This is a genomic window from Bacillus sp. Leaf49 (assembly GCF_001426125.1).
Taxonomy (GTDB): Bacteria; Bacillota; Bacilli; order Bacillales; family Bacillaceae; genus Bacillus; species Bacillus altitudinis.
Genome location: NZ_LMRK01000020.1, coordinates 596,143 through 609,371, shown reverse-complemented (window position 1 = coordinate 609,371; position 13,229 = coordinate 596,143). Strand labels below are relative to the sequence as shown.

Sequence of the window (13,229 nt, the reverse complement as noted above, 5' to 3'; positions counted from 1 at the left end):
AGCGTACACGTCCTTTTTAGTTAGAATTCTTTAAGGCTTCCCAGTTTTTCGCAAAGTAATCCCATCCTGAGACAACAGTGAAGAACACCGCTACCCACATGGCAAGATCACCAAAAGGGAATGATACAAGTTCAAACGGCAGGTTATGCAAAAGAAGTGCCGAAATCGCAATGATTTGCGCCCACGTCTTCACTTTTCCAAGTATATTGGCTGCGACCACTTCACCGCCTCCAGCTAAGACAAGCCTTAGGCCCGTTACAGCAAATTCACGGCTAATGATCACAATTGCCATCCATGCCGGTGTGAGATTGTATTGAACAAGTATAATTAAAGCCGCTGAAACAAGCAATTTATCTGCAAGCGGATCTAAAAATTTACCAAAGTTTGTGACTAAATTGAGCTTACGTGCATAGTAACCATCAATCCAGTCGGTTGTCGAAGCGACAATAAACAAGATCGCTCCAACAAGGTGAGTGACTTCGATGCTGACGTCACCAAAGCGCGCGACACCCCAATCTAATGGAGCAAGCATAATCAACATAAACACAGGAATCAAGGCGATCCTAGAAAGAGTAATTTTATTCGGTAAGTTAAACATGAATTCCAATCCTCCAATAAAGCATTTTTTTATGTATATAATAGTAGGAACAAAAGAAAAGTCATCTACTTGCTTAAGATGACTTTTCCTTTCCTTTATTCACAATCACAATGTTTTGTGTCATGGTGTTTTTAGGGTCTAATTCGTACTTCAGCGTTTCGTCATTGACTTTGATATCGATTCCCGTTGCATTTCCTAAGCGGATATCGACTTGGGAAAGATCAGTTAAGTCTGTTTTAAACGATTCGCCATCTTTCAATTCACCCATCTTCAGCACTTTTCCAGATTCGTCTCTCACACGAAGCCATGAAGCTTGTGAGGCAGAAATGGTTAGCTCCATCTCTTCTGCACCTGATACTTCATACGTTGTCGTAGAACCCTCTGTATTCGTCGCCTTCAAAGAAACATCTTCATCGTCTTTAGATGAATCCTTTGAGGAATCGTCTTTTTCAGATGATTTTTCTTGATCATCTGACGAAGCTTTATCCTTTTTCTTTTGATCCTTTGCAAGCGATGAATCCTCAGACACTTCGTATTTTGATTCTGATTGCTGAGGAGCCGCCTGATTATTTTTTTGTCCGCTATCATGATTAACCGCTTGAACGATCACATAAATGATAGCGATCACCACAAGGATCCCTCCAATGATTAAAATCGTCGGAAGCAGCTCTAGTACCTTTGAGGCAGGCTTTGGCAGCTCTCGTTGCGGTTTAATATTTGATAATTTATCAGACACTTCATCGTTATACGTACTTGGTACATCTTTACGAAACTCTTCGAACAATTGTTCAGGATTCAGTCCAACGGCTTCGGCATATTGTTTAATAAACGCTCTGACGTAAAATTTACCTGGAATGATATCATAATTTCCTTGTTCTATTGCTAGCAAATAGCGCTTTTGGATTTTGGTAGCCGCCATCAGATCCTCCAGCGACATCCCTTTTTCCTCTCTGGCCTCAACGAGCCGTTTTCCCAATTCAGTCAAAACAAACACCTACCATTACCATATTAAAAATCGAAGCCAGAAAAACCAGAATGATCAAACACTTGTGGTTCTTCAGCGTGCTCGTATGTAATTTCTTCGTCTGCACTATTACGCAATTCAATGATGTAGTCGAAATCATCCATTGTATATTCTGAATTTTGAATAAAGATATCTGGATGCTCTACAACCTTTGTAGCAGGCAGTCTCATAATTTCTCTTAAAAGCTGCAAGTGCTTCTCAGAACCTCTTCTTGTCGACACAATCCCATCAATAATAAAGACGTTATCCGGGCTGTATTCATCTGCAATCAGCTGACTGCGAATGGTCTGTTTCAAAAGAGTCGACGATACAAACAGCCATCTCTTACTTGCACATACACTTGAAGCAACAATTGATTCTGTTTTTCCAACCCGCGGCATTCCGCGAATTCCAATCAATTTATGTCCTTCTTTTTTAAATAATTCAGCCATAAAATCAACAAGTAGACCAAGCTCGTCCCTTTCAAAACGGAACGTCTTTTTGTCATCCGCATCACGCTGAATGTATCTTCCATGACGAACAGCTAAACGGTCACGAAGTTTTGGCTGTCTTAGTTTCGTTACTTTTATCGTTTCCATTGTATTTAAAATTGATTCAAGGCGCTTAATTTGTTCTGTGTGGTCACAGCGAAGAAGCATGCCGCGTCTTGATACATCAACACCATTAATTGTCACAATATTAATTGAAAGCATCCCCATTAAAGAAGAAATGTCTCCTAAAAGTCCGGGACGGTTCACCTGTATCTCATATTCAAAATACCATTCGAGCTTTGCCAAATGATATTACCCCCTTCATTGTGGCAAATTTTTACCTTCCTTTATCATAAAGCATTTTCACATTTTTAGAAAGCACAATGTTGTGAAACAGTTAAAATAAAAAGAGAGGCACAAACGACCCCTCTTTTTGTTTAGTGCGAGCTATTATTTTCAACCAGTTTGACCATCATATTGGCAATTGCGCGCTGCTCATCTTCTGATGCGACGCTCCAAAGGTCAGCAAGTACTCTTTCTTGCTCATTCTTTGCTTCAACTTCATTAGCCAGGTATCCGCCAATTTCATACGCAAGGTTATTGATAGTATCATCTTTTAAGCCTTTATCCTGCGCATGATTTAAACGGTCTCCTAAAAAGTTTTTCCAATGGTCCCAGTTCTCAAGTACTGACATGTCGATTCCTCCATTCGAAAAGATGAATTACAGCCATAGCTTTTGTCATGGAGTGACGAATTATACACGTTTTTAACAGTACCAGCCACCATTAACGGATAAAATTTGACCTGTCATATAACTTGACTGCTTTGAGGCGAGAAACCAAATGACATCGGCTATCTCTTCAGGTGCGGCAAGACGGCCGAGTGGAATCTCCTCTTCCATCATCGCAAGGTCTTCTTGTGTGAAGCTTTTCATCATATCAGTTTGAACCGCACCTGGTGAGACTGCATTTGCTCTAATTCCACTTGGGGCAAGCTCTTTGGCAAGCCCTTTAATGAAAGCATTTTGAGCACCCTTGACCATACTATACAGTACTTCACACGAGGCACCCGTTTCCCCCCATATCGAGCTAACTGCAATAATATGACCTGACTTTTTTTGGATCATGGCAGGCAAAATAGATTGGGTAAGCTCATATGGACTTGTCACATGAAGCTGCACCATGCTGGCTAGATCTTCTTTTTCAGTATCTGTCACTAAACCAACATGACTCTTTCCGCTATTTAAAACAAGAATATCTGGATCAAGCGGCAGGCGGCTGACAAGCTCTGCTGCTCCGCCTGTTTTCGCTAAATCAGCTTGAACGACGTGCGTTTCTACTTGATATGTTTCTTTGAGATCAGCGGAAAGACGACTAGCCGCTTGTTCATTTTGATGATAATGGAGCATCAGATGGCAGCCTTCTTGGGCAAGCTTTTTGGCTGTCGCCTGCCCAATTCCGCCACTGGCACCAGTAATCAGTGCCCAACGACTCATACTTTGTTCCTACTTTCTTTATGGAATCCTTATTCTTTTCGTTTAAATGGGAACCAATTCGCTGATCCGAACAATTTGACCATCACAGGTACGAACAATGGTAGCACAACGAGTGCATACAATAAAAGCCCTGTGAGAACAAGTGTTGCAATCTGTAAGAGTGACAATACACCTGATGGCAGCATCGCTGCAAATGTTCCTGCCAAAATGACGGCAGCAGACATAATAACAGATCCCATATTTTTCATTGATTCAGTCATGGCAAACTGAATGTCTTTCGTTTTGTATTCATTGAACCGTTCCATTAAGAAAATCGAATAATCGACTCCAAGCGCCATTAAGATGACAAAGCCAAAGAATGGAACAGCCCAGTTGATACCCGGATATCCGAAGAAATGGGTGAAAATAAATTCTGTTACACCAATAGCGGTAAAGTACGTTAAAATCAGCGATCCAACTAAGTAAAGCGGCATCACGAGAGAACGGAAGAGAATCACTAGTATTAAGAAAATACCGATCATCATGTAAAAAACCGTCTTATTGAAGTCTTGGTCTGACAGCTGTTTTAAATCAGCGTTCATACTTGAAACACCAGATACGCCAAATGAAACATCTTTTAGGTTTGTTTCAGGAAGTGCACGTTTGACGGAAGCCTCTACTTGTTTAATTGTTTTCATGGCGTCGTTTCCATATGGATTGTCTTCTAAAATGACGTCAATCTTTGTCATTTTGCGGTCATCCGACATATAGGAATCGAACACTTGCTTGAAAGCTTTATTTTTTAGGACATCTTTTGGAATAAACCAACCGGCCATGTCTTGATCTGGTGCGTTTTTCAGTTCATCTAAGTAGTCTCCTGCACCCATTAAACCGTTTGAAATTTTCTCAAGTCCGTCGACACTTTTGTTTAGACCATCTGTCAGCTTGGTCAGATCGTCACCAAAGCCGCCAATTTTTTCTTTCATTTGTTTTTGACCATGAATGATGTCGCCGGCTCCATTTGCAAGTTTAGGCATACTATCAGCTAACTGCCCTTGGCCTTTAGACGTTTGATCTAGCCCGTTTTCAATGGCTTCTAAGCCAGCAATCAGCTCATCAATTTGATTTGTAAACACTTTTTGCTGCTCTGAAGCTTTTGCGATAAAAGCATCTGCTGCTTCAAGCTGTTTTTTTGCTTCTTTTGCTTGTTTTGCATAGCTGTCAGCCTGTTTGGCTCCTTCTTGCAAGGTAGTAGAAAGTTCCTTATATGAAGCTTTGATGGCTTGATATGATTGGTTTTCTTTTACTTGCGGAATTTGCTGCTCAAGTGTACTGAACTGTTTATTCGCTTGACTGATCAAAGCTTTCACATCCGCTGCGGCAGAGGATGACGTATCGACTTGTGCCAATGCTGCCTTTAATTCTTTGGAAATGCTTTTATACAGTGCCACTTGCTGATTCACTTGTGCGACTTGATCTGTTAATTCTTTTTTCGCACCCTTTATTCTTTCTTTAATTTCAGAAACACCTTTTTTGTTTTGATCGATATAGGTTTGCAGTTCTCTCATCGATTTTTCGACGTTTTGAATACCTGATTTTACGGATTCGGTTCCAGAAATCAATTTGTTAATGCCTTTTCCAGATGATTTAATTTGTGGTGTTTGATCCTCGATTGATTTACTCATGGTTGTAAGAGCATCTTGGATCTTTTTCAACCCTTCGTTACTTTTATCAAGCCCGTTATTTAGCTCTTTGGCTTGAGATTTCACGTACAGATCATTCAGTCCTTTTCCAACAGGGCGTGTCGCACTTCTTACTTTACTCACGCCATCTGTTTGTTCAATGGCGCGGCTTAGTTTTTCAACAGCAATCAGACCTTCGTTATTGTCTAAAAGATCGGATGATTTCACGACAACGGTTGCTGGAAGGGCTTCACCTGGTCCAAATTTGTCAGAGATCGTATTAAATGCATTGACGGATTCGTATTTATTGCCGATTTCGTCTAGGTTGTTATATGAAAGTGTTCCTTTATACATAAGAATCGCTGGAAGGGTAATAATTGCAACGATTAGCAAGCTGAAAAGTGGTTTCTTAAATGAGAAACGACCGGCTGTTTCCCACATTTTCGATTGCGGGTGGGCAATATCGCCTTTGATCGGCCAAAATAACACTTTTCCTAAAACCGCCATAAAGAATGGAACGACAGTGAGCAGTGCCACAATTAACACGGCGACACCAACCGCCACGGCGACAGCTGATTTATACAGTTGGAATTGGGCTAAACCGATACACGTAAAACCAATGAGGACAGCAATTCCGCTGAATAAAACGGTTTTACCTGCCGTCTTATATGTTGTAATAATCGCCTCAATCTTATCTTTTCCGTGAGATAGTTCTTCTTTAAACCGGCTTAGCAACAGGATGCAGTAGTCGGTTCCAATCCCAAACATGATGGCGACCATAAAAATTTGGGTAAAGGTCGAGAGCGGAAAATCAACATACTTTACTAGGTAAGCCACAATGGATTGGCTGACCAAATAGGAAAGCGCCACGGCCACTAAAGGAACGAACGGTGCCACTGCGGATCTAAAGACAAGCACAAGAACAATTAAAATAAACCCAATTGTAATGAATTCCGTTTTTTTCAGACCTTCTTGTGAGCTTGTGATGACATCATCGTCGATTAGCGGCTGCCCTGTCATTTCAAATTTCAGGTTCAGTCTCTTAAGCTTTTCATTGACTCTTTCTTTAAAATCGGATGCTTTGATTTTGTTCGAGTCGTATGTAACTGGAACAAGAAGTGTTGTTTGATCTTTAGAGAGCATCTGTTTTTTGATATCTTTGTTTGCATCAAAATAAGAAGTGATGTCTTCAACATGGAGATCTTGATCCTTTTCTAAAATCTCCATCGCTTTCTTTAAAGAGGCTTCTCTTTCTTTGACGATATCCTTTCCTTGAAAGACAATGACGATCGATTTTTCCGTATCCCCATTTTCAGACATGTTCTTTAATAATTGATCGGCGTAGGAAGAGGGATAACCATCTGGAACAGAAATCTGCCCTTTTTCTTTTGTTAATTGCGCCATATTAGGGGCGGTGATTAATAATACAGCCGCTAGTACGACCCAAAGGATCGTGATCAGCCATCTACCCTTTATGATTGCTCTCATTACTATGTTGTGCCTCCTCTTCGATGATAATTTGATAAATCTTTTCATATGTTTGAATAAATGATTCGATTTCTTTTTCATCAAATTTTTCTAAATATGACCGAACAAGATCCTGAAGCTGCTTTTCCATTCGGCTGACCACTTCTTTTCCTTCGGGTGTCACATAAAGATGAACGTTTCTTCGATCAGCTTGATCATGCTCTCGATAAATATAATCTTTATTAAAAAGACGATTGGTCATGGATGTCACAGCACTTTTGTTGACATTACATTCGATGGCAAGGTCTGTTGATGTACATCCTGGGTGTAAATTGATGTATCGAAGCGAGTAATATTGATCAAGTGTCAGTTCTTTATCGAGCTTTTCCGTGATCATACTCGATACTTTTTTTTCCATCATGAGATAGACGTCCGCATATCTCTGGATGAGCTGGGCAATTTTATTTTGTACCATATGCTGCTCCTTTAGTTTGATTGTTTAACTATTAAAGAGTTTAACTAATTACCGAAACAATTGTCAATCGATATCTTCGCATATAAAGCGCTTTCTTTAGCTGGACACAAAAAAGACAAACTCTTATAAGTTGAGTTTGTCTTTTTTTCATTTATTTTGTTTTCGGTACGACTTTAAAAACTGACATTCTTTCTTCATCAATTTCTTCGTCTAAGATTTGCTGAATATCTGTTAATTGGATTTGCTCCAGTACTGGCACGACATCAAATAAGCTCATTTCTAAGAATGCGTATCGAGTGAATTGATTGGCGATGTACTCTGGGGAGTTCATCGCTTTTAAAAAGCTGCCAATTTTTTTCTTGCGCGCAAGTTCAATCTTTTCTTCTGTGATCAGGCTTTTTGCTTGAAGAAGCGTTTCTTTTAATTCATCTGCGAGTTGATCAGGGTCATTTGTGTCTCCGCCAACTGAAGTGAAGCCAAAACCGCCTTCTTCCGTATAATCGTAGCTGAAGGTCTCATCAATTAAGCCTTTTTCATACATCTGTTCATATTGTAAGGAGCTTTTACCAAACAGCGTCTCTAAAATGAGATTCATTCCGAGCTCATGTTTTAACAGTTCATTGCCTTTTTTATGAGGATTCTTTGTTTTTAATCCAAACATACATTTTGAACCTTGTACGTTCATTGGAAGTTCGTATTCTTTTCGGTACACACCTTCAGGCTCATTGATGTCTTTTCGTTTGATCTCTGGCTGGTCTGTAAATGGCTTTTTCGCCTGATTCGCTCGAACTTGATCTAATATTTGCTTCGGATCAACGGGACCGACAACAAATAGAAGCATATTGCTTGGGTGATAGAACGTTTCATAGCATTCATACAAATGATCTTTTGTAATCGGAGCGATGCTTTCTACTGTTCCAGCTATATCAATTCTCACAGGATGCTCTTGATATAGATTTTCAATCAAACCGAAGAATAAACGCCAGTCGGGATTGTCATCATACATGTTAATCTCTTGACCAATGATGCCCTTTTCTTTTTCGACTGTTTTTTCAGTAAAATAAGGTTCTTGCACAAAATCAATGAGTGTCTCAAGGTTTTGTTCGACATTTGAGGTGCTTGAGAATAAGTAAGCTGTTCTCGTAAATGTCGTAAAAGCATTTGCGGATGCTCCTTGTTTACTAAATGTATGAAACACATCTCCATCTTCTTTTTCAAACAGCTTGTGCTCTAAGAAATGGGCAATTCCATCAGGCACTCGGATCATGTCTTCTTTGCCAAGCGGCACAAATTCATTGTCGACAGAACCGTATTTTGTTGTGAAGGTTGCATAGGTTTTGTTAAACCCTTGCTTTGGCAGTACATAGACGTCAAGTCCGCTATCCATTTTTTCGTGATAGACCGTTTCTTGCAGCTGGTCGAATTGAATTGTTTTCACTGTCATGAAGCACCCTCCGTTCCTTTAAGAAAATAGGTCGTATCCCATTCGATTTTTTGACCCACTTTGATGATGTCCTCTTTTGTCACTCTGTCTAACGCTTCTAAAAAGGAATCGAGGCTCTCCCCTGTTGGCACGACGGCATGCTGATATAAGTATTCCGCTGTTCCATAAGACGTATCAATGGTTTCGAGTAGCTGATTTTTGACGACAGCCTTTGTCTGTTCAATTGCTTCATCAGAAAAATCGCCTTTTTGCATGGCATCAAATTGTTCTTTGATGATGTCTACTGCCTGCTGATAGTTGCCGACTTCAATTCCTGACATGACCATCATCAAACCTTTAAAGCTCTCAAGTCTAGAGACTGCATAGTACGCAAGACTTGCTTTTTCCCGCACATTGATAAATAGCTTTGAATGAGAGAAGCCGCCGAATATGCCATTAAACAAATGCAGCGCCGGATAATCTTCATCTGCTATCGTTGTATGTGTGCGAAAGCCAATGTTCAGCTTTCCTTGTTTTACGTCCTCTTCATCAATGACTTCTTTTGGCTCTATTTGTGATCTTGATGATTCGGTATTTTGTTTGACTGGCTCTCTTTCACTTGTTTTAAAGTATTGCGAGACCATTCGATTGATGTCTTGTTCATCAACGTCTCCCACAACATAGAGATCCAGCTGGTTGGACTTAAGTGCATGTTCGTATGCTTTAAAGAGCGCTTCTGCCGTAATCGCTTCGACGTCTTCCATTTCACCATTGACGTGCAGTGCATATGGCTCACCTTTACACATTTCCTGTACAAGTCTTAAGTTTGAATAGCGCATTTTGTCATCATAAACGGCTTGAATGCGCTGTTTCAATGTTCGTTTTTCTTGCTCAACGTACAATTCATGAAATACCCCGTTTTCCACATACGGGTGGAATAATAGTTCAGAAAGTAAGGCAATCCCTTTTTCTAGTAAAGGGGTTTGATCCTTTAAATATTTTTCATTCGCCATTTCTAGACGGAAGGTAATGATGTGATTTTCACCTTTTTTCGCCATGTCTGCGGAAACGGTCGCCCCATAGAGCTCGTCGAAATATGCACGAAGCTCTCCCGTTTTCGGCATTTTTTCTGTTCCTCTTAAAAGCACATGCGGGAAAAGGGAACGCATGGTGACGTCATCTTTGGATAAAGGCGCAAGCATTTTAAAAAGGATCGTCACGGTTTTAAATTTTTCTGTTTTGACAATATGAGTATGAAGACCAGGTGTATCAAATGTCTTCTCTTGTAAGTACGTCATGAGAAACCTCCTTTGTTCATCCTATTTATTATGTATTAGAACATAGCTGATATATACGTGAAACAGCCATTTAATAGTCATTATATCAATCAGAGGAAAGGATAGGAAATAAAAACGCCTCTGCTAAAAGCAGAGACGCAGGTTGTTATTTCATTCTAAACGGCCACCAATTCCATTTTCCAAAGATGCGAACCATGACCGGGATAAAGAGTGGTAGAACAACAAAAGCATATAATAAAAGTCCAATGAGTACGACCGTTGCAATTTCAACTAATGACAATACACCCGAGGGCAGCATCGCAGCAAAAGTACCCGCTAAAATAGCAACTGCTGAAATAATGACGGACCCCATATTTCTCATCGCTGATATCATGGATGCTTGAACATGCTCTCCCTTCCATTCATTAAAGCGATCCATCAGGAAGATCGAATAATCAATGCCGAGGGTCACAAGGATCACAAAGCTGAAAAATGGAACAGCCCAGCTGACACCATCGTAGCCAAAGAATGTTTTGAAAATCCATTCTGTTAAGCCAATGGATGTAAAATACGTTAATATGAGTGAAAGTGTTAAGTATATCGGCATGACGATTGACCTTAGTAATAAAACTAAAATAATAAAGATACCAATTAACATGAAAATAACCGTTCTGATAAAGTCACCGTCTGACGTTTCTTTTAAGTCAACATTTAAACTGGAGATACCAGATACACCGTAATTGGCATTTTTCAAACCACTTACAGGTAAATATTGATCAAGGGTTTCTTCGATTTTTGCTACACCTTTCATTGCTTCATTGCTGTATGGATTTACGTTTAATATCACTTCAAAGGTTGTTAATTTACGATCTGGGGACATATACGTATTAAATATTTTCTTAAACTCATGGCGTTTCAGTACTTCTTCTGGTATAAACCAGCCCGTTACTTCTTCATCTGGTGCTTCCTGAAGCTGTTTTAAGTAGCTGTCCGCCTCGGTAAAGCCGCTTTTTACTTGCTCAAGTCCGGAAATACTTTCATCTAATCCATCTGTTAATAGTGATAGTTTAGATGATAGCTGGTTAAACCCTTTTTTCACGGCTTTTTGGCCATCTGTCAGCTGATCTGCGCCATCTTCAATTTTAGGCATTTCTTTGATGAGCTGTTTTTGGCCTTTGTTCGTTTCATCAAGACCATCATAAATTTGATCTAGACCTGTCATCAGCGCCTTTACTTGTTGTTTGATTTCTTTTTGCTTGCTTGCGAACGTTTGAATGACTTGATCTGCTTTCTTGATCTTTTGTTTAAAGGCAGATGCTTCCTCTTCATAGACGCTCATTTGCTCTCCAGCTTGATCGAGCATTCCTTTTGTGTCTTTGAATACTTTTTTGATTTCTTTATATTCATTCATATCTTTGATTTCTGGAAGCCGGTTTTCAAGCCCTTCAAATGATACGTTTTCATAGGATTGTTTCACTTTTTTAATCGTTGTCATCAGCTGCTCATTTGATGTTGCGTGACCTTCCAGTGTGCTTACGACTCGTTCAAGATCTTGAATCATGGTTTCACTTCTGCGGTATTCTTGCTCTAATTCTTTTTTCGCTTGTTTGATTTCAGTGCGAATGGTTCCTACGCCCTCTTTACTGCGCCTCACACCATCCTCTAAAGAAATGAGTGATTTCCTCACTTCTCCGATACCGCCTTTGATGGCTTTTGTCCCATCAATCAATTGATCAATCCCTTTAGCGGATTCTTCAATTTTTGGTTTTTGTTTGAGAAGTGCGAAGTTTGTTTCGGTCAAGCCATCTGTAATTTTCCCGATGCCCTCGTGACCTTTCCCAAGCTCTCCTCCTAGTTCTTTCGCTTGAGAGGTAACGTAGAGCTGACTTAACCCATCTCCAACTGGGCGAGTGACACTGCGAACCGCTTTCACTTCCTCAATGTCATTTAACTTACGGGTCAGTTTTTCAATCATGACAATCTTTTCTTGATTATCGAGCTCATTGTCACTTTCGACAAGCACATTCAGCGGCAGCGCTTCACCAAAGCCAAATTGCTCAGATATCGTATTAAATGCAGACACTGACTCATACTTTGTCCCAATCTCATTTAAACTATTATAAGAAAGAGTGCCGTCATACATCAGAATCGGAGGAACAGTGATGAGTGCAACTACACCTAAGCTGATGAGCGGTCTTTTAAATGAAAAGCGCCCAGCCCATTCCCAAATCTTACTTTGTGGATGACGAATGTTTTCTCTTTTAGACGGCCAAAAAAGGGATTTTCCGAAAACCGACATAAAAAAAGGAACGATTGTGACAAGTGCAATGAGCAGGATGCCAACGCCTACGGCAACGCTGACGGCTGATTGGTACAATTGGAATTTTGCGAAACCAATACTTGAGAAGCCGACTAACACAGCTAAGCCGCTGAAAAAGACTGTTTTCCCTGCACATTGATACGTGATGATAATCGATTCTTTGACATCACGCCCCTGACCAATCTCCTCTTTAAAACGGCTTAAAAGTAATATACAATAATCCGTTCCTATACCGAACATAATAGCTACCATAAAAATCTGAGTGAAATTAGACAGAGGAAATGGTGTATATTCTACGAGAAAAGCCACAATACACCGGCTGACAGCATAAGAAATGCCAATCGTAATAAGCGGAACAACAGGTGCCAGTATCGATCTGAATACAATTATTAAAATAAAGAAAATAAAAATCATCGTGATAAGTTCAGTTTTCTTCAGACCTTGTTGAGAGCTTTTAATGACATCTGAGTCCACAAATTTTTGACCTGTCATTTCATATGAGACGTTGTAGGGCTTTAAAACTTCCTCAATTCGTTCTTTAACCTTCACAGCTTTTGTTTCGTAGTGGTCGAATTTGAATGGAACAAGAAGTGTACTTTTATCCTTTGATAAAAGTTGTTTTTGAATGTCACGATCTACATGAAAATACGAAGTAATTCCGTCAATGTGGAGTTCTGGGGCATGTGTCATGAGTGCAGCTAAAGCCTTTTTTAATTCCTGCTCTTTGGCAGGGAACAAATGTTGTTCGGAGAATACAATCACACCAGTATCTTTTTTCCCATTATGATCTGAAAGCTTATCCAATAAGTGAAGTGCCTCAGCTGTTGGTGTCCCCTCTGGAACCTTTAACTGCCCTTTTTCTCTTGTTAATTCCTCTAAATTGGGCGCAGTAATAAACAGAATCACAGCTGTTATCATCCACACCATTAATACAATCCATCTTGCTTTAATTATTTGCAACATAGCTGCTTCAAGCTCCTTCTAGTTCATCAATCAATTTGCTGTTTTTGAGCGTGTC

General features: G+C 39.9%; 10 protein-coding genes. All 10 read right to left on the bottom strand.

The annotated features are described in order from the left end of the window. Positions 1-16: 16 nt before the first annotated feature. Entirely contained in the window at positions 17-598 is a 582-nt protein-coding gene (gene pgsA, locus ASG46_RS12850) for a CDP-diacylglycerol--glycerol-3-phosphate 3-phosphatidyltransferase (protein ID WP_056704746.1), read from the bottom strand. Positions 599-671: 73 nt separating this feature from the next. Then, complete coding sequence (locus ASG46_RS12845; protein ID WP_041507265.1) at positions 672-1,583, bottom strand: helix-turn-helix domain-containing protein; 912 nt, start codon at positions 1,581-1,583, stop codon at positions 672-674. 23 nt (positions 1,584-1,606) lie between these two features. Further along, positions 1,607-2,398 (bottom strand): DUF3388 domain-containing protein, encoded by a 792-nt coding sequence (locus ASG46_RS12840; protein WP_039166619.1) that lies wholly within the window; start codon positions 2,396-2,398, stop codon positions 1,607-1,609. Positions 2,399-2,529: 131 nt separating this feature from the next. Then, on the bottom strand, positions 2,530-2,787 hold the full coding sequence (locus ASG46_RS12835; protein ID WP_003211590.1) for a DUF3243 domain-containing protein: 258 nt from the start codon (positions 2,785-2,787) through the stop codon (positions 2,530-2,532). Between the two features lie 72 nt (positions 2,788-2,859). Next, positions 2,860-3,588 (bottom strand): elongation factor P 5-aminopentanone reductase, encoded by a 729-nt coding sequence (ymfI, locus tag ASG46_RS12830; protein WP_024720382.1) that lies wholly within the window; start codon positions 3,586-3,588, stop codon positions 2,860-2,862. A 29-nt stretch (positions 3,589-3,617) separates the two neighbouring features. Beyond that, positions 3,618-6,737: an MMPL family transporter gene (locus ASG46_RS12825; RefSeq protein ID WP_056704745.1), complete on the bottom strand. Its 3,120-nt coding sequence runs from the start codon at positions 6,735-6,737 to the stop codon at positions 3,618-3,620. Next, positions 6,715-7,191 (bottom strand): MarR family winged helix-turn-helix transcriptional regulator, encoded by a 477-nt coding sequence (locus tag ASG46_RS12820; RefSeq protein ID WP_024720380.1) that lies wholly within the window; start codon positions 7,189-7,191, stop codon positions 6,715-6,717. The genes ASG46_RS12825 and ASG46_RS12820 overlap by 23 nt, the downstream gene beginning before the upstream one ends. Positions 7,192-7,342: 151 nt before the next feature. Next, a complete protein-coding gene (gene yfmH / locus ASG46_RS12815) occupies positions 7,343-8,635 on the bottom strand; it encodes an EF-P 5-aminopentanol modification-associated protein YfmH (RefSeq protein WP_041507268.1) in 1,293 nt (430 codons plus the stop codon). Continuing rightward, positions 8,632-9,912, bottom strand: coding sequence for an EF-P 5-aminopentanol modification-associated protein YfmF (gene yfmF, locus ASG46_RS12810; protein WP_056704743.1), 1,281 nt, complete (start codon positions 9,910-9,912; stop codon positions 8,632-8,634). Before yfmF ends, yfmH begins: the two co-directional genes overlap by 4 nt. Before the next feature lie 145 nt (positions 9,913-10,057). Then, entirely contained in the window at positions 10,058-13,174 is a 3,117-nt protein-coding gene (locus tag ASG46_RS12805) for an MMPL family transporter (protein WP_056704742.1), read from the bottom strand. Between the last annotated feature and the right edge of the window lie 55 nt (positions 13,175-13,229).